Source organism: Chryseobacterium sp. GP-SGM7 (assembly GCF_049166575.1).
Lineage (GTDB): Bacteria > Bacteroidota > Bacteroidia > Flavobacteriales > Weeksellaceae > Chryseobacterium.
The window spans coordinates 549810-570053 of record NZ_JBMHFF010000002.1 but is presented as its reverse complement, the minus strand read 5'-3'; the positions used below and the strand labels follow the sequence as shown (position 1 = coordinate 570053).

Genomic DNA, 20244 nt, shown 5'->3' with positions numbered 1-20244 from the left:
AAAACTACTGAAAACGTAGCTAAAGGAACCCTTACAAACCTAAAAATTTTATTATAAAGCGGTCGCCGTATAAGTTACTGTCTGCGTATATGTTCCGGCTGGTTTTCCCAGAATTTTAGAAGAAGATGATTGTGCAGCAGGAATTGTATAATCTAAATTTAGCGTTAAAGCACTTCCAAGCGGAGCATTTGCCACTAAAGTCTGATCCGTTGCAGATAAAACAACAGCGCTTTTTGTTCCTCCCATTGTTCCGGCAGCTGTAGCAGCTTTAATGGTTAAAACATCTACAGGAATTAAGTTAGATCCATTGACGAAATTTGCACCACCTGCTTTTACTTTTACATCAAAGCTCTTTGTAGAAGTCACTTTCAGTGCATTTGCCTGAGCAACAGTTTTCTCAGAATTATAATCTGATGCAGTAACATAGTTAAAGGCAACTGCACCGGTAATTGCAGTACTTCCCGCATCAATAGAGATCACATCATTCAGAGTAATGTTTACTGTAGTGGTTGCAGTAGTGTTCTGTGCCTGTACAGCATTAGTTCCTAAAATGATTGCTCCGAAAGTTAAGGCTGAGATTACGATTTGTTTTTTCATGATAGTAATATTTAATTTTTATTTAATTCTTTTCTTTTGAACACTACAAATCTACAGCAGTTCTAAAAGTTTATTTGTAGTCTAAAATGGAAGTTGTTGTAGTAAAATAACTACACGTATTACTGATTTGTTTAAAAAAAAGCCCTCAATACTTTCTAAGTATTGAAGGCATATATATAATTGATGTGTTTTTATTATAAAGCTGTCGCAGTGTAGGTTACCGTTTGCGTGTAAGTTCCGGCTGGTTTACCTAAGATTTTAGCAGAAGACGATTCTGCAGCAGGAATGGTGTAATCCAAATTAAGTGTTAAAGCACTTCCTAGCGGAGCGTTCGCAACAAGAAGCTGGTTAGTTGCAGATAAAACAACAGTGTTTTTTGTTCCGCCCATTGTTCCGGAAGCAGCAGCAGCCTTAATTGTTAAAACATCTACAGGTATTAAATTGGTTCCATTGATAAAATTCGCACCACCTGCTTTTACATTTACATTAAAAGCTTTAGTTGATGTTATTTTCAAAGCGTTGGCCTGAGCAACAGTTTGTGCAGAATTATACTCTGCTGCCGTAGCATAGTTGAAGGCAACTGCACCAGCAATTGCAGTACTGCCCGCATCAATAGAGATCACATCACTCAATGTAATGTTTACGGTTGTGGTTGCAGTAGTGTTCTGTGCTTGAACAGCGTTAGTTCCTAATATGATTGCTCCGAAAGTTAAGGCTGAGATTACAATTTGTTTTTTCATGACAGTAATATTTAATTTTTATTTTATGTTAATTGTTTCTTTTGAACACTGCAAATCTACAGCACCGATAAAATTTTCTTTGTAGTTAAAAATGGAAGTTCATGTAGTAAAATAACTACACGTATCATTTCAAATAAAAAAGTCCTCAACATATATAATGTTAAGGACTTTTCGTAAAGTTCTTATTTGCTTTAATTAAAGTGCTGTAGCAGTATAAGTTACTGTTTGTGTATAATTTCCTGTAGGTTTTCCCAGAAGTATCTTTGATGCTTTTTCTGCAGAAATAGAATAAGCTATATTTAAAGTTTGTTTTGCGCCTAATCTGGCGTTACTTACCAAAACCTGATCGTCTGTAGATAAAGTGATCTCATTCATAGTTCCCACTACACTTCCTCCGGGTACTGCTTTTACCTGTAATACATTTACAGGAATAGCATTTGCACCACTTATGAAATTAGCACCTTCGGATTTTACTTTTACATCGAAATTTTTGGAGGAATTGATGACTAAACTATTCGGTACCGTGACATTTTTTGAAGAGTTATAATCTGCTGTATTCACATAATTGAAATTTACAAAATCTCCCGAAGAAGCAGTTCCAACATCCATTGAAATAATATCTGCCAAAATAATATTTACAGAAGTATTGACCTGTGCAGAATTTTGTGCCAGAATTTTAGTGCTTCCCAGAGCGATTACTCCCAAAGAAAGCGTTGCGATTGTGATTTGTTTTTTCATGATTGGTCCTATTTGAAGTAACTATAATAAATCCTTTTTATTAAAAGATCAATTATACTACCAAATCTCATTGAAATCAAAAATAATAACATTATCTGATATAAACAAGACCTTTATTGAAATTAAATAATTAAAGTATGAAAGTCGATGCTATATTATTTCTGGTCTAAATAGCTGTTATTATGATCTTTCACTTCAAATAGGTTTGAATGCAATGCAGGATTAAATCCCTATCTATTAAGAACTTTGTACATTAAAGTATATAGATAAATTTTGATGATATAATGTGATTTAAGATTAAATTATTAAACCATTCAATATAAGTAAAACAATACATCTTCTTTCATCAAGGTACAGCTAATGCATGAAGGAAATGGCATCATGAGTCGGTAATTATTTTTTTTAAGACTTTAACAGCTTTTTTACTGTTGAGGACAGCTTTTAATTTTTATTTTATTAAATTTTTTATGATGTCTAATGCTATTGTTATCTCTACATTTATTTCTTTCTCCATATCTGAAAAATCTAAACTTTCATCAGCTTTTTTCTCCCATTTCAATGCACAGTCGGACAGTCTGAAAAGACCGGCAGTTCCAGCAGTGCCCTTAAGTTTATGAAGAATCATTTTGGCGGCAACTGCATCTTTTAGTGCGGCTGAACTAACAATATTATCCTTTGTTTCAGTAAGTTCTTTAGTGACAAGATTTAAAAATATTTTTTTGAAATCTTCATCATCACCGATCTGTTCTTTAAGTACATCCAAGCTGATATATTTCTCAGTTACGATTTCTTCCTGGCCGTCATCATCTATATCATGTTCAATAGCAATATATTTTTTGAGCATTTCTGAAAGATCTGCCTGCCTTAAAGGTTTTGGCAGAAAATCATCCATTCCGGATTCCAGACATCTCTCTTTTTCTCCTAACACGTTTCCTGCCGTCACTCCAATAATGGGTATATTTTCATATCCTGGTAAAAGACGAATGTTCTTCGTAGCTTCAATACCATTCATTACTGGCATCTGAACATCCATAAGAATAATAGAGAACTCTTTTTTCTTACATTCTTCTAGAGCCTCTAAACCGTTAACCGCTTCGGTAAGATGTACATCAGGCGCAAGAGATTTCATCATCCGATTATTCAAAACCATATTTACCGGATTATCGTCTACTAAGAGTACCTCAAGTCCTTTCATAAAAGAAAACTTATTTTTATCCGAATGTTTAGAAGCAGCAACTTCCGAAACAGTATTTTGCGAGACACGTCTGAGTGTTCTATAAAGATCATTAGATTTAATAGGTTTAAGAAGAAAATAGGAGTCATCTTCTTTGCGGAAAGAATTAATGACATCATGTTCCTCCGAAGAAGTATGGAGAATTACAAGCGGGGAAGTCTCATTTTTTTCATTAAATAAATCTCTGATTTTGGCAACTGTTTCCAGACCGGAAATTACCGGCATATGATAATCCATCAATATTGCATCGAAACGCTCACCTTTAAGCAGAATCTGTAAGGCTTCCATTCCGTTGGCAGCTAATGTAGACTCTATATTTTTATAGGTAAGCATATGCTGAAGAATGATTCTATTTGCCTCGTTATCATCCACCACAAGAACTTTTTTTATAGTCAGATTGTCATCTTCTTTTAAATCAGATATTTCATAAGGAATTTCAATGTCGAAGAAAAAGACAGATCCATTCTCAGGCACACTATTTAAGGACAAATGACTTCCCATGTATCCAAGAATATTGTTTGATATGGTAAGTCCAAGACCAGTGCCCCCATACTTCTTACTTATAGAACTGTTTTCCTGAGTGAAAGCATCAAAAATATGTTTCTGCTTGTCGACGGGTATACCTATTCCTGTATCTCTTACTGAAAACCGCAGAACGATATTCTCATTATCAATACGGAGTTTTTCCACTTTAAGTTCAATTTCCCCTTTTTCTGTAAATTTTACGGCATTACCAAGAAGATTGATAAGGATTTGCTTTAATCTGGATTCATCCAGCAGTAAAGTTTTTGGAAGTCCGGGCTCTATATTAAGCAGCAGTTCTATATTTTTTTTCTGAGACTGATAAAGAATAACGTTAATTACCTGGCTCACCATATCATAAACATCACTTTTATCTATTAAAAGTTCCATTTTACCAGACTCTATTTTAGAAAAATCAAGAATGTCATTAATAATATTCAGAAGGTTTTCTCCTGATTCATTTATATAATTAAGGTATTGCGTCTGAATATCATTGAGAGGAGTTTTTAGAAGGAGATCGGAAAAGCCAATCACTCCATTGAGAGGAGTACGGATTTCATGGCTCATATTTGCAAGGAACTCTGATTTTGCTTTACTGGCAATATCAGCCATTTTTTTTGCATTTTTAAGTTCTTCATTTATTTTTACAGCATTACTGATATCCTGTACAGAGACAATAACCCCTCCGATTTCATTATCTGAAAGATACCACGGTCCCACTTTAAGATCTAAATGCTGAATCTCTTTTTTACCATCAATCTGAATCTCAAAATCCTCATTGATGTACGTTTTTCCCTGCAAAGCAGCATGATAAATTTCTTTTCTTTCTTCAGGGATGTTCGGAGACACCACAAAAAGGTTCTTTCCGATAACGTCCTTTGCATCCATATTGAATTCATCTTTCCATTTGCTGCTCACAGAAATGTAATTAAGATCTTTATCAAACATCGCAACAGCAATGGGAACATATGTTACAAAAGACTGCATCATTGCTTCTTTTTTTGCAATATCAAGGAACATATTTTTGAAAGCATCAATATCCTGAATAATACCGAAAACTCGGGTACAAAGACCATCTTCAAATTCCGGAATAGCCTTAACCCTTACCCAGATTGTAACCCCGTCATTACGAAGTAACTGAAATTCATCATCATACGAAACCCCTTCTGTTATCGCTCTGTTAAATAAAAATTTAACTTTTTCTCTGCTATCTTCTGTATAAAAGCCAATAGCATTTTCTAAATCAGGCTGGAAGTCGTGGCTAACTTTATGAATTTCTTTTGTACTTTGTGACCAGAATACGGTGTTTTTTTTCAAATTTACTTCCCAACCACCAACTTGAGCTACAGAACTTGTCTGTTCGAGCATTTTTTTTGTGCGAATCAGATCTTTTTCTAAGGTCATTCTTTCGGTAACGTTCAAAGCTGTGCTTATTATGTATGGCTTTCCTTCCTTGTCTGTCTCTACAAGATTATGGTACATCCACACCTGCTCTATTCCATTTTTTGTCTTCAGAATCATTGTTCCGAAATCTTCCTTGTTTTTGTTAATCCGATCAAGATATTGGCTTAAAGAAGGCAGATTATGTTCAGGAACAAGATCTCTAAGATTTAGATTTTTTACTTCATCTATAGAATAATGCAGCATTTCTCTACCTTTTTCATTCACTGCAAGTATGTTGCCGTCCATATCATGCATACTCATCAAACCGATGGCGTTTTCAAAGAAACTTCTGAAACGTCGCTCTGAACTTTCCATCTGACGCTTTTCCTCCGTCTTTGATGTAATATTAATTCCAAAACAGAATATTTCAGAAAGTTCTTTATTGGGTTTCAATACCCATTCCACAATCACAGTATTACCGTCTTCAATTACTGTAGAAGTAGTAAAAGATACTTCTTGGGCTGCCTCTGTAAAATCTTTTAACGAAGACAAGTTATTCAGTACACCAAAAACCTCATCGAAACCACGACCTAATATTTCATCTTTTTTTAAAGAGAAAATCTTCTCGACTACCGGATTAAAATCTTTGAATTTCAATTCGTCATCTAAAACACAGATTAGATTATTAGATATATTGAATAGTTGCTGAAAATATTCCGCATAAACAGTCTTTCTCTTTGACGTTAAAAGTTTTGAAATAACCTCAGAAAGCTTTTTAAGTGCTGCAATCTGACTGTCTGTTACAGTTCTCGGCTTATAATCAATCACACAGATTGTGCCTAATGCAAAACCTTCTTCATCAAAAAAAGGTACTCCTACATAAAACCGTATTCCTCCCTGTAAAATTAATGGATTTTTCCGCGATCTGTCATCCAGAAGCGTATCATTAATAATTACAATTTCTCCACTTGCGATTGAATATTGACAGACAGTGTTTTCGCGTTCTACCGAATCGATTTGCATCCCTATACAGCTCTGAATATTCTGCTTCTCACTTTCCATAATTGAAATTAAAGAAGCCGGACAATCAGCTATTAAACATGCTGTTTCTGCAAAAACATCGAATTGAGGATCTTTGCCTAAGTTCAGAAGATCAAAAAATGCTAATTTTTTCAATCTATCTTCTTCATTATCAGGAATTATATAATTTAACATACTAAAAACTAAATTATTTAAAAATAAACAAATATCATTATAATATTTTCATAAATATTATATAGCATTCTATATCATTAACTTTAGAAAAATTCATAAAAAACAGTGATTTCGCAAATAAATTTCACACATGAAAAGTGTAAGTCCTATCTGCACTTCTATCATTCGCACAATTATTTTGAATAAGTCGAACAATTATTTAATATTTACTTTATATCTCCTAACTTTGTGTAAAGCTGTATGTTTAAAAAAAATAGACTTAGATCATATAGTCTAAGTCTATTTTTTTATGGATAAATCACTCTTTAGGAAAATTTAATGTTATTACATTATCATTTTCTTGAGCAAATGTTAAACTTTGAGAGATTAACGATAAGGCAAATTTGTAATGTTTAATTTCTTACACATTTAACCCGTTTAAATCTGTCTTCAGCGAAAGAAATTAAAATTTTAAATTCCAGCTTCTTTATCAGTAAAAACCTGAAAACCATCTCTTTTTTCAATCAACTGAAGCGGGTATAATTCTGGATTGTATTCTCCGTTCAGAACCTCATTCAGAGCATGTTTTTTAGACTGACCGAAAGTAACGATCAATATATTTTCAGCTTTGTTAATGATGGGTTCAGTTAAAGTAATTCTAAACATTTCTTGTGGTTTCAGATAAAAAGCATCCACCCATTTATCTTTTTCGTGGAGAATCTCTTCGCCCGGAAATAGCGAAGCAGTGTGACCGTCGTCGCCCATTCCTAAAAGTATAAAATCGAATATGCCATCTGCTCCCAAAACATTTCTGATTTGAGTTTCATATTCTTTAGCATAATCTTCAGGCTCAATTCCGGCTTTGTACATCGGGAAAACCTGATTTTCATTGATGGAAACTTTATTAAGTAACGTTTCAAGAGTCATTTTGTAATTACTTTTTTCGTCATCAAGAGAAACCCACCTCTCATCTACCCAGAAAAAATAAACCCTGCTCCACTCTATCTTCCCGGCATATTCCGGTGTTGCCAGTAAGCTGAAAATAGCTTTCGGAGAAGAACCGCCACTTAGGGCAACTACAAATTTGTCGTGTTTTTTAATCGATTTTTCTGAAAGCTCTACAAACGTATCTGCCGACTTTTGATATAGAGTTTCCAGATCATCAAATATGGTAATATTCATTTTCTTTCTTTTAATTAAATCTTAAACCCAGTGATGGCCTTGTCTTTCTACCAAAGCATTACTTTCTTCCGGACCCCAACTTCCTGCGTCATAATTTGGAAATGGCAGATCTTTTCTGTTTTCCCAGGTTTCCTGAATGGTTTTTACAACATCCCAGGCTTCCTCCACCTGATCAGAACGCATAAACAATGTTAAATCGCCTACAAGTGCCTCTAGTAAAAGCGTTTCATAAGCTTCAGGCGTATCTGTTTGACAGGCGAAATTATCAAAAATCATTTCTACAGGTTTTAATTCTAAGGAAAGACCAGGTTTTTTAGCCATAAATTGTAATCTGATATCCATTAATGGCTGAATATTAATAATCAATTTATTAGCAGAGAGAAGCGATGAACTTTCTGAGAATGTGGAATGTGGAAGCGGTTTAAACTGAATGGTGATGTAAGAATGTTTTTCTTTCATCCTTTTTCCTGTTCGTACATAAAAAGGAACATTTTCCCATCTTTTGTTATCAAGATAAAATTTAATTGCGACAAATGTTTCCGTATTAGAAACGGGATCTACTCCTTCTTCTTCACGGTATGCATTCACTTTTTTACCATCCACTTCGCCTCTTCCATATTGACCTCTCACCGCATAATGATCAACTCTATCCGGGGAAATTCTTCTAATCGATTTCAGAACATCAACCTTACGATCACGGATTTCACCAGATTCGAGAGAAACAGGCGGTTCCATAGCAACCATACAAAGAATTTGTAACAAATGATTTTGAATCATATCCCGCAAAGCTCCCGTCTGTTCATAAAAACTGGCTCTTGTTTCTACTCCAACTTCTTCTGCGACAGTAATCTGAACGGATTCTATGTGTTTATTATTCCATAAAGGTTCAAAAATCGAATTTCCAAAACGGAAAGCTAAAATATTCTGAACCGTCTCTTTTCCTAAGTAATGATCGATACGGTAAATCTGCTCTTCCTTGAAAGTTTTTGAAAGCAGATTATTAAGCTCAATTGCAGATTCTTTATCGTGACCAAAAGGTTTCTCAATGATGATCCTATCTTTTTCGGGATTTGAAGCAATAGAGGTATTTTTGATATGATTTGAAATAACTGAAACAAAATTAGGTGCAATCGACAGATAAAAAAGTCGGTTGCCGCGCGATCCGTAAGTTTCGTCAAAACTTTCCAGCTTTTCATAGAGATTTTTATATGAAGCTTCTTCATCAAGCTGATGCTGAAAATAGGTAATGTGAACTTGGAAACCTGCCCAATCCTCATCTGTAACAGGTTTTCTGGAAAAACTTTCAAGATTTTCTTTTACGTAAGCTCTGAATTTTTCGTCCGTATTTTCAGCTCTTCCTAAGGCTAAAATATTGAAGCCTTTCGGCATTCTTCCATCGATATATAAATTATAAAACGCAGGGAAAAGTTTTCTTTTTGCCAAATCTCCAGTGGCACCAAAAATCACAATTGTTGTTGGTTGTAATATTGTATTGTCGCTCATTTTACCAGATTATTTGTTAACAGATTGCCATGAAGTATGAAAAACACCGTCTTTATCAACTCTTTGATAGGTATGTGCACCAAAATAATCACGTTGAGCCTGAATTAGATTTACTGGTAGAGATTCTGTAGTGTAAGCATCAAAATATCCTAAAGTTGACTGTAGTCCCAAACTTGGAATGCCATTAGTCACAGCATAAGAAGCAGTTTTTCTTAGTGAAGAAATTTTATTTTTTACGATTTCAGAAATTTCTTTATTTAATAAAATATTAGATAAATTAGGATCTTGAGTGTAAGCCAAATAAAATTTCTCTAAGAGTACAGAACGGATAATACAACCGCCTCTCCATATTTTCACCACATCTTTTAAAGGAATTTCAAACTTGTATTCTTCTGAAGCTTTTACCAATAATGCCAAACCTTGTGCATAACTGATTAATGTAGCCAGAAATAATGCTTCACCCACTTCTTCGATAAACAATTCTATGTTTTCTGGAGCTGTAATTTCTTCTTTAGGATATAATTTAGACGCCGTAACTCTTTCTTCTTTGTAGGCTGACAAAATTCTTGATGTCACCGCAATATCGATAGTGGGAATAGAAACACCAATTTCCATTGCTTGCTCGGAAGTCCATTTTCCGGTTCCTTTTGCTCCAGCTTTATCTAAAATCTGGTCGACAAGAAAACCATCTGTTAAATCATCTTTCTGTTGGAAAATATCTCTTGTAATTTCAATAAGAAAAGAATTCATTTCGCCTTCATTCCATTTTTTGAAAACCTGATATAGTTGGTCATTATTAAGATTTGCTCCTTTTCTCAAAAGATCATACGCCTCACTGATCAACTGCATAATGGCGTATTCTATTCCGTTGTGAACCATTTTCACGTAATTTCCGGCAGAACCTTTTCCCATGTATGCGGTGCAAGCTTCACCATTCACTTTAGCTGAAATAAATTCCAACATTGGCTTCAGTAAATTAAAGGCTTCCAAATCACCACCCGGCATAATACTCGGACCTCTTCTTGCACCTTGTTCACCTCCAGAAACTCCCATTCCCATAAAATGAAGATTTTTTGAAGCTAAACTGTCAATACGTCTTTCTGTATCTTTAAAATAAGAATTCCCTGCATCAACTACGATATCTTTTGGGCTGAGAAGCGGAACAATACTTTCCAAAACGGCATCTACAGGTTTTCCTGCAGGAACCATTAGAATAATTTTTCTAGGCGTTTCCAGAGATGAAACAAAATCTTTCAAAGATGCTGTTCCTTTTACGTTAGTTCCAGGTGTTGCACCATTGTGAAGTTCATTTACTTTTTCGCTGTCTAAATCGAATCCTGCTGTAGAAAAACCGTTATCAGCAATATTATAAAGCAGATTTCTCCCCATTACTCCGAGACCAATGATCCCGTAATTATACTTTTCCATTCTTACTTAAGATTTATTTTATTTTTACTGGTTCAAATTTACGGAAATGCCTATCAGTAAAAAAATTATCCTGCTTTTTCTTTCAATTGTTGTGGTAGGCAATATCAACTAAAGAAATGTGCAGAAATGAATATCCTGCATGAAAATTATAATATAAAAACCTGTTATGCATTTATAAATTTGTTTTACTTCAGTAAGTGAAACGCCTTTGTTTACCTTTAAAAAAGCTTTTTGATTTAAATTCTTGTTTTACTTTGCGATAAAATAAACGCAAGGTTAAACAAAAAACTCAAAATTATGCTGAAATAAAGTAAAACAAGGGCGCTTCGCTTATCAAAGAAATGCAAATTTTTGATTTTCAGTTTATTTAATATTTTCCCATAAATACACAACAGATAAAAATGAATTTCGTGCTTCTTGTTTAATTCGGCTTAAGAATTAATCATTAAAAAAAATATTTTTATAAATGCTCATAGATGTTATACGACAGCATTATTTAATTTTATAATTCTTTTAAAATCTTTGAGTAAATGTTTCGATATTTTTTCGCTAAAAGTTAAAAAAAATTCTGAAAATCATTTATTTTCAAAGATTTCATATTCAAGATTTATTTCAATATTATTTGATCCATCTGTAAATTTAAATTCATAATCCCTATACTCATCACCCAAAATTATTAGAAATTCTAGTTACTAATTATTCATGAGTTTTTTTAACAGCAATTATAAAAATACCTTCGATTAGAAATTTTAAAAAGTCTTCTTCTCCAAAGCTTAGAGAAGAAGACTTTATATATCGTTTAAATGATAATGTGTTACTTCAGCAATTTAGAATGCTGCGCATATCAAAAAGCGTTTTGCTTCAGAAAGTTATTGATTTCAGAGCTTTCTAGCTTAGGATTTGCACCGGTACAGCTCGCTACCAAAGCACCGACTGCGCTTGCGAAATTAAGAGCATCGTCCGGATTTTCATCTGAAAGCAATTTCGCAATCAGACTGGCTAAAAAAGAATCGCCTGCGCCAACAGTATCTGCCACTTTTACAGGATAACCGCCGTGTTGGTACATTTTCCCTTTCCATAACAATAATGAACCGTGCTTTCCCAAAGTAACACAGATTGATTTTGTATGGGTTTTTTCTGAGATAAACTGAATATTTTCTTCAAGATTGTCAGATTTTAAACCTAATCCTGAAGCAATTTCCAGGATTTCTTCATCATTAAATTTAATAAAATCGGCTTTATTCATCAGCTGTTTCAGAAGCTCAATATTGTAAAAAGGTTTTCGAAGGTTTACATCAAAAACCTTAAACATTTCATAACTGGAATCCAGCAAACTGAAAAGTGTGTTTTTTGAAACATCATTTCTGCAAATCAAACTTCCGAAGAAAAAAACATCAGCATTTTTAATGATATTCTTGGTGTTTTCATTCGCTTCGATAAAATCCCAGGCAGACGGAAATTTGATCTCATACGTCGCCGAACCACGTTTATTCAATGTTACCAGAACTATTCCCGTTTCGTAATCAGGCGTTGTGGTAATTCCTCCGATATTAACCTGATTATCTTTGATGTAATCGCAAATTATTTTTCCATCCTGATCATTTCCAACCGCACTAATCATTGATACAGGAAAACCAAATGAAGCCGTTCTAAGTGCCAAATTGAGCGGCGCACCACCGATTTTCTTTTCTTCTCCAAAAACATCGAAGAGCACTTCTCCGTAACTTACTGCATTTATTTTTTTGTTAAGAAACATGGATTAAGGATTTTTGATGTTAATATTAGTGAATGAACTGTCTGAACCAAAAATACTCCATTTTTTGTTGACAATATCATAAACCCTGTTGCTGAAAGCTATTTTATTATTCACGTAAACAACACAAACGTCGTTACTGATAAAAACCGTCACATTATAACTGTTTCCAGAAATTACTGATAACGGATATGAATTGGAAAATTCTTCACTTCCGCCATTTATTACATAGCTTGCAATTCTGTTGGCAGAAGGTTCAAATGAAATTTTAAAACCATTTTTGCCTTCATTATCCTGAGCCAGAATCAATCCCGATTTTCCATTAGCAGAAGAATTCAAAGTAAAGCTGATTTGATTGGCTTTCTGAAGTTGACCAAACATCACCTGGGAATTTGCGGAAAAATTAAAGCTATTACCATTCTGAGACGCATTTCCTGTAATTTTATCCACCAAAAGTGTGGCATTCTTTCCAAAGACAGATTGTAAGGCAGAAATTGGTTTTACCGCTAAAGTTCCGTCTGTATTCTGAGCCAGCTTGTGTGTGACAAGATTTCCTGCCCAATCCTTTCCTCCTGTATTGCTTTCCGGAACTTTTCGGGCAGTCCAACCCACAATATAGCGGTCTGTATTGTCTGAAACGGTTTTTGCGGCGTAGAAATAAGAGCCATCCAGCCTATCGTTCGCAGGCGTAGTCCAGGGTCCGTTTGGTGATGTTGCCATTCTGTAGTGGGTTCCGGCATTGCTGCTCCAGTTTTCAGAAAAAACAAGATACCAGTAATTGCCCATTTTGAAAAGGTCAGGACATTCCAGCATTATATAATTTTCTGAAGATGAAGTGGTGTAAATAGGATTTTCTACTGTCCAGTTTCCATTTGCAGGATTGGTAGTGGTAAATTTTAACACGACAGCTTTTTTTGCCGAAGTCTGTGCTGAAACCAACATCCAGTATTTTCCGTCTTCTGCGTTGAAAAAAACGTGCGGATCACGAAATTCATAATCATAATAGCCAGCCGGAGCCGTGATTTTAAAATTCTTCACCTTCGTCCAGTTTTTCATATCTGTACTCGTCGCCAGAAGCACACTTTCCCTCGGATTACCCGATAAAAAAGAAGCAATGGCATTATGCCCCGTATAATAGTAATAATAAATGTTTCCAGCTTTCACCATACTTCCGGTTCCAACACCAAAATCGGGCTCTGATGCTAAACCGTAAGGAATCTGTCTTCCCTGATAAGTAAAATCTTTAAAATTGGTCGTTTCGAAGCTGTGAATATCGTGAAAACCTTCGCCTGCAGGTTTGGTTTTGGCATCGTGCAGGAAAAAAAGGTGAAATTTTCCGTTTTCATAATATGGCATTGCATCCCCTACGTAACCGGCGGTGTAATAAGGATTGCCATTTCCCATCCATTGATTGGGCGGTTGCGGAAAAATATTGGTCTGATTGAAAATCTCGTCCTGACTCAATTCTGTAATCGAATCCTGACTTTGGCAGGAAAAAATCGCCAAACCTAATATGGCCGTTAAATATATTTTTCTGATTGTCATTGTTTCTGAATTAATTTGTTGCAAGATAATTGAGACTGTTATCCGTCAGTTTTTTGATATTATCCAGGAATCCGTTGGGTTGGCTAGGATTTCCGTTTGATGTTTCGTTGTACCAGTCGTAAGCACCCATTGAAATAATGATACACTTTTTATTCGCCGTTCCACCTGGAAATTCAGCGATTCCTACACGCCCGTCCAGATTATCGTCCCAAGCTTCGCTGGCAAGGTTATTTCCTCCAGTCTGGGTTCTCCATCCTGCACCATTTCCATATCCGCCCCAATCCGGTAAAAACCACCATGCCGTGTGATTTAATCGGAATGTTCCTTTTTGCAAAAGATTAGCTTTTCCTGGTTCATAGGTTTGAAGTCCGTCAAAAACTGGATGCGTTTCGTGACCTTTAAAGGAAATCCCCCAATCGTTATTGGCATCTATAAATCCGTTAGGAGGGAAATCCCCAAAAACATTGTTCGGCCCTTTTCCGGAAGGCACGATTCCCAAAGCATCCACGTATTGTGAAGCAAATCCGGTTAACAGAATATTTCCGCCTGCATTCAGATAGGTTTTAATTTTTGAGGTCACATTCGCATTCAGTGCATCGTTCGGTAGAGCGGTTGCCGAATCAAAATGCCACCAAATCACATTAATGCCTGTCAGATTAGCCGTACCGCTCGCCACATCTGCCAAAGACACATAAACTGCTCCGGAATATTTTCCGAAAAGCCAGTCAGAAGCAGCGATTTCATCAGGATTCGTCAAACCTGTTCTTGTGGAAGCTGTTCCCAAAAATGCAACGGTTGGTCCCGAAACCGGTGTTGTAACTTTTGCGGTATAGATTTCAGTCAGATTCGAATTGGAAACAGTGAACTGTACAGGACTGCTGAAATTAATTGCTGTACCCGATGCCGGATTGATGCTCACTCCGTTTGCCATTTCTATTACAGGTTGCAAGGCTGTTAAATTGGTTCCTTCCGGCATTACTAGTGAAATACTTTTACTTGAGTGATTAATTGTTGCCGATAATCCATTGATTTTAAAACTGATAATCGGAATCTGAGCCTGAACTGTTACCTGATAATCTTTATAGATATTTCCGTTTTTTACACGATATTTTACAGGTTGTGAAAAATTCTGCACTATTCCTGAAGCCGGAGAAATTACCGAACCCTGTGGAATTTCGATGGCTGGAGATAATGTGGTTACACTTGTTCCGTATGGCAGCGTCACCGTGATTTTATCATTTTTATTATCAATGTCTCCTGAAACTCCGTTTACTTTAAAGGAAGAAACGTTCACCGAAACATCTGTTACTAGACCGTCTTCCATCGCACTATCGCAAGACACAATCAATATTGCAGAAATCAGCAACATCAGGGCTATTTGAAATTTAATTAAAATTGTTTTCATATATAGATGTTTATTGTTTTTATTTGCCATATGTTATCGCCAAATCTTCATAAGTGTTTGTTTGCAAATTTTTTTAATGGCGATTTCATATCTGTCGAATTTTAATAACCATTATTCTGTTTGTAAACACCTTGGCTGAAATTAATCTGAGCCAATGGAATCGGGCAATATTCTTCGATGCCGTGGTCAAATCCTGCATGAGAATAGTAAGACCTCTTCGTTTTTTCTACCGAATAATAGCCGTTCATCGTTGCAGTCGCTGTTCCCCATCTCACAAGGTCGAAAAAACGGCTTCCTTCCATTGCAAATTCCATTCTGCGTTCCCAACGTAAAGCTTTTCTTGCAAAATCCTGATTCCAGGTGCAGTTTACACCCGGCTGATATTGGCTGATAAGATTGTTTGAGGTGTAACTTCCTGTTAAAACCGTACTGTTCGAAGCACGTTGTCTTACCTGATTAATCAATGGTAGTGCGGCATCTTGCTGTCCAAGTTCAATTAACGCTTCGGCTTTCATCAGCAAAACATCAGAATAACGGATGATGATTCTGTTTTTAGAATTACCATAGAATGGGTCGACATTCACGGTACAGCCACATCCGACAGGTACATTTTCCTTTAATGAAGCATAATAACCGTAGGTTCCCGGACTTCTGTTCCAGCTTTCCTGATAGATTTTGGCTTCCTCATATTTCCATGGTAATCCAGGCAACGCAACGGTGTGGTATAATCTCGGGTCAACCTTGTAATTATTAAGCTGATTATAATTCAAATCTGTATCGTTATAAGTATCGAACATCGGAAGACCTTGAGGTGTTGTCTTGAAGGCGTTCACAAGATTCTGGCTTGGTTTGTGGAAATCACAACATCCCAAACCTTGCGGCAATGAGAGAACATCACCATAATTCAGCCTTCCGAAAAGTGTTCCGTCATTGTCTGAATATTGAATGGAGAAAACCGACTCCGGACCGTTTTCATGCGTTCCCGGAAGAAAATTATACCCAAAATCTGATTCCAAAGTATAGTTTCCGATAACCTGATTGGCGGCATCAATGGATTTCTGAAGTGTTGCCGGATTGATTTGAGTTACAGAATAATTACTGTCCTGCTCATAGGCTTGGTACAACCTAACTTTTGAAAGGTAAGCGTATGCGGCACTTTTCTTCGGCCTCCCTACTTCGGATTGTGTTGATGGAAGATTCGCAGCTGCAAATTCAAAATCGGAAGCAATGGCATCCCACAATTGCTGGTCGGTTTTCGCTCGGTTGGAGATTTTAGGATAATCGTCAACTGGCGTGTTCTCATCCACGTAAGGCACATATTTGAAAAGTTCTTTCAGTAAAAAATAAAAATGTCCTCTCACGAATTTCATCTCAGCAATTCGTTTCTGCTTATTTGGATATTGAGCATCAGAAAGTTGGTTCAATGCCGCAATCGCCTTGTTGCATCGTCCGATTCCTACATAATTAAGATACCAGAGACGGTCTAATTCGCCAAAATCTGAACGGATATTATTGGAGATTTCAAAAAAGTGAAATGCCTGAATATCATTGGTTCCGCTTCCGCCTTTGTAGGCATCATCCGAACGAACATTTCCGTAAGGCCAAAGGCTGAAAGGCGTATCGTAATGGTCATTTCCCATAGAAGCATAAGCAGCTACGACAAAACCATCCACATTCTGCGGTGTTACCACATCAGTTTCGGAAAGAACGCCTCTTGGCTCATTATCCAGAAAATCGTTGCAGGAAACTGTTCCCAAAAGGAAAGCGCAGGCTATTGTAAAAATGATATGTTTTTTCATTGTTTTAATATTATTTTAAAAGTTTTTAGTTTCGCCGATTTCGACAATCAAGCTGATTTTAATTTTTTAATCCGTTAAATCTGGAAAATCTGCGAGTGTTTTATTCAAATCTTATAATGATAAATTAACTCCAAAATTAAACGTCAACGGAAGCGGATAACCGAAGGCCGGCGTTTCCGGGTCGATGCCTGTGAAACTTTTGGATTTGATGGTCAATAGATTCTGCGCACTGATATAAATTCTGAAATTCGTGATTTTATATTGTTCCAACACATTTTTAGGAATACTGTAACCCAGCTGTAAAACTCTTAATTTCAGATAACTTCCGTTCTCCACATAATAGGATGAAAATCTGGATTCTGCGTTGTTGTCCACCGTTGTCAATGCCGGAATATCAGAGTTCGGATTCTGTGCCGACCATGCATTGAGCAACCTTGTTCCTTTGTTAGAACCTACATCATCCACACTCCAGAAATCAGTCTGGTATTTTTTGGAATTGATAACGTCCACATCGCTGATGCCTTGCCAGAAAGTTGACAAATCGAAGTTTTTGTAGGAGAAATTAAGATTGATTCCGTACATAAACCCCGGATTCGGATTTCCTATCCACGTTCTGTCTTTGTCATCGATAATGCCATCGCCATTCAAATCAGCATAACGGATTCTTCCCAAACCTTTTCCCGGCTGTGTGGCAGAATTATCCACCTCGGACTGCGTTCTGAAAAGTCCATCGGCTACATAGCCATACATTGAATTAATGGGTCTTCCGAGGATATTATCCGTGGTTCCGTTTCCACCATAATTGTTGATAACGGATTGTGGTAATGCGGTAATCTGATTTTTGTTCATTGAGAAATTCCCTGAAATCTCATAGCCAAATCCACCGGAAGTTTTGTCCTGATAACCTAAAGCAACCTCAATCCCTTTGTTCTCCATTGAAGCACCATTAATCCAGCGGTTTCCGCCTTCGCCAATCACGCCTAAATATGGTGGCAATACGAGGATATCTTTGGTATCTTTTTTATAAATATCTACACTTCCCGTCAGTTTTTGGTTGAAAAATCCGAAATCCAAACCAAGGTTGGTCTGTGTGGTGGTTTCCCATTTCAAATCATCATTTTTGGTCTGGGTTGCGATGAACCCTGAAGGTAATAAACCACTTCCGACACCGGAAATATCATAAGCCGTTCCGTAAGAAGTTGCCCATGTCGGATTTCCGCCTGCATAATTGGCAATGTAAAGCGAATACACCGCCGAGTTGCTGATTTCCTGATTTCCAGTCTGTCCCCAACCTGCTCTCAACCTCAAATCTGAGAAAAACGGAATCACTTTCTCCGCAAAATCTTCTTTATTGATTCTCCAACCTGCTGAAAATGCAGGGAATGTTCCGAAACGGTTGTTTTTTCCAAATCTTGATGAACCGTCATAACGTACCGTTGCAGAAAATAAATAGCGATTATCATAATCATAAGAAAACTTTCCGAAGTAGGACAGTAAGCTGTAATAAGTAGAACTTCCGCCATTGAACGCATCACCTGTTCCGGCATCAGGATACATATAATCAGGTGTTTCTATCAGAAATCCTTCTTTTCTGAGCCAGGTATTGTTGTAAGTATCTTTGTACATCTCCATTCCGCCCAGCAAATCGAAATGATGATTTCCAGCTTTGGCAGTATACTGAGCAGTGTTTGTCCAAGTCCATTTTTCAGTATCGGACTGGTCAATATTTACTGCATTGGTTTTATTCTGAAGATAACCGGAAACATAGCTTCTTTGCAGCATTCTTTTGTAATAATTGGAAAAGTCAACCCCAAAACTTGATTTCAAAGTCAGGTTTTTCACTGGTTGCAATTCCGCATAAACATTTCCGAAAAACCTTTGGTAACGATAACCGTTGTCTTTGTTGTATTCCAAAAGACGGACAGGATTCTGACGGTCATTCATCCCACCAACCGGACCGCCCCACCCGATTCCGTCCACAGTATGAACAGGAATAATCGGCAAGGCTCTCAAAGCAGGGTCCAAAACGCCCGGGTCCATCAGTTCATTGGTTTTGGTATAGGTAAAATTTTCCCCGATTTTCAATTTACCATCGAAGAAATTGTACGAAGTATTCACACGGGCAGATAATCTTTTGAAATTGGTAAGCTTCACGATGCCGTCATTGTCATAATAACCCATCGAGAAGTAATAAGAACCTTTGTCGGACGAACTCGAAGCCGCAACATCCAAAGAATTGGCAACGCCAGTCTGGGAAACCTCATCGTACCAGTTGGTATTGGCAGATTTGATGGTTTTTCCCGCATCCAGATATTCGGGAACGAAACTGTTGTACAAAGTTGGAACACCATTCTGAACGCCCCAGTCGAAATTGTAGCTCAGATTATTTAGATTCGGATTCAGACCATCGTTAATATTTGCCTGCCAAAGAACTTGTCCGAACTGTTTTGCATTCAGAACTTCTGTTTTTTTGGCATATTGGGAAAAGGCAGTGTAATAATTCAGGTCGATTCTTGTTTTGCCTTTTTTTCCTTTTTTCGTAGTAATGATAATCACACCGTTTGCCGCCCTAGAACCGTAAATACTTGCAGAAGAAGCGTCTTTCAAAACCTGCATCGATTCTATATCACCGGAATTAAGTTCGTGCATTCCGGCTTTTGTGGGAACGCCGTCTATCACATAAAGCGGGTCTGTATTATTCAAAGTTCCGACACCACGGATAAGAACTTTGGTATTTCCACCGGAAGGCGAACCGTCTGTCGTGATATTCACACCAGCAACTCTTCCCTGCAAAGATTTGATGGGATTCGGTTCACCTTGTTTGTTCAAATCTTTCATATCAACGATGGAAACAGCACCTGTGATGTCGGCTTTTTTCTGCTTGGTATAGCCGGTTACTACGACCTCATCTATGTTTTTCACTTTATCGGCAGCCAGAACGATGTTAAGCACCGTTTTTTCATCCACAATGACTTCCTGAGTGGAATAATCGGGATAGGTGAAAACAAGCGTATTTCCTTTCTGCAAATCATTGATTTGGAATGTTCCGCTACTGTCGGTTGTTGTACTTACGCCGGTTTCCGAAACCGTTACGGTAACGCCGCTCAGTGGTTTCTGATTGGGCGAAAGCACCTTTCCCTTAATGATTTCCTGTGCAAAGATGTAGGAAAACGGAAGAAGACAAAAGGCAATTGCAATTTTATATTTCTTCATTATGATAT

12 protein-coding genes are annotated in these 20244 nt (G+C 36.7%); all 12 read right to left on the bottom strand.

Annotated features, from left to right (window positions below; translation table 11 throughout):
* Window positions 1-51 precede the first annotated feature (51 nt).
* A complete protein-coding gene (locus ACOOWA_RS11315) occupies window positions 52-597 on the bottom strand; it encodes a peptidoglycan-binding protein LysM (RefSeq protein ID WP_421375315.1) in 546 nt (181 codons plus the stop codon).
* 194 nt (window positions 598-791) lie between these two features.
* Window positions 792-1337, bottom strand: coding sequence for a peptidoglycan-binding protein LysM (locus tag ACOOWA_RS11310; RefSeq protein WP_421375314.1), 546 nt, complete (start codon window positions 1335-1337; stop codon window positions 792-794).
* Window positions 1338-1532: 195 nt separating this feature from the next.
* Complete coding sequence (locus ACOOWA_RS11305) at window positions 1533-2075, bottom strand: peptidoglycan-binding protein LysM (RefSeq protein WP_421375313.1); 543 nt, start codon at window positions 2073-2075, stop codon at window positions 1533-1535.
* A 448-nt stretch (window positions 2076-2523) separates the two neighbouring features.
* A complete protein-coding gene (locus tag ACOOWA_RS11300) occupies window positions 2524-6429 on the bottom strand; it encodes a PAS domain S-box protein (RefSeq protein ID WP_421375312.1) in 3906 nt (1301 codons plus the stop codon).
* Window positions 6430-6879: 450 nt separating this feature from the next.
* Window positions 6880-7590 carry a 6-phosphogluconolactonase gene (gene pgl / locus ACOOWA_RS11295; RefSeq protein WP_421375311.1) on the bottom strand — a complete coding sequence of 237 codons (711 nt, stop codon included), beginning with the start codon at window positions 7588-7590 and terminating at the stop codon, window positions 6880-6882.
* Between the two features lie 21 nt (window positions 7591-7611).
* The gene (gene zwf / locus ACOOWA_RS11290; RefSeq protein ID WP_421375309.1) at window positions 7612-9093 is read right to left on the bottom strand and encodes a glucose-6-phosphate dehydrogenase; all 1482 of its coding nucleotides are present in this window, start codon (window positions 9091-9093) and stop codon (window positions 7612-7614) included.
* 9 nt (window positions 9094-9102) lie between these two features.
* Window positions 9103-10521: an NADP-dependent phosphogluconate dehydrogenase gene (gene gndA, locus ACOOWA_RS11285; RefSeq protein WP_421375307.1), complete on the bottom strand. Its 1419-nt coding sequence runs from the start codon at window positions 10519-10521 to the stop codon at window positions 9103-9105.
* Between the two features lie 844 nt (window positions 10522-11365).
* Entirely contained in the window at window positions 11366-12277 is a 912-nt protein-coding gene (locus ACOOWA_RS11280) for a carbohydrate kinase family protein (protein WP_421375305.1), read from the bottom strand.
* Between the two features lie 3 nt (window positions 12278-12280).
* Window positions 12281-13819: a glycoside hydrolase domain-containing protein gene (locus tag ACOOWA_RS11275; protein ID WP_421375303.1), complete on the bottom strand. Its 1539-nt coding sequence runs from the start codon at window positions 13817-13819 to the stop codon at window positions 12281-12283.
* A gap of 10 nt (window positions 13820-13829) precedes the next feature.
* On the bottom strand, window positions 13830-15224 hold the full coding sequence (locus ACOOWA_RS11270) for a DUF4960 domain-containing protein (protein ID WP_421375302.1): 1395 nt from the start codon (window positions 15222-15224) through the stop codon (window positions 13830-13832).
* A gap of 101 nt (window positions 15225-15325) precedes the next feature.
* Window positions 15326-17023 (bottom strand): RagB/SusD family nutrient uptake outer membrane protein, encoded by a 1698-nt coding sequence (locus ACOOWA_RS11265; protein ID WP_421375300.1) that lies wholly within the window; start codon window positions 17021-17023, stop codon window positions 15326-15328.
* Window positions 17024-17134: 111 nt separating this feature from the next.
* A complete protein-coding gene (locus ACOOWA_RS11260) occupies window positions 17135-20236 on the bottom strand; it encodes a SusC/RagA family TonB-linked outer membrane protein (protein ID WP_421375298.1) in 3102 nt (1033 codons plus the stop codon).
* Window positions 20237-20244 lie beyond the last annotated feature (8 nt).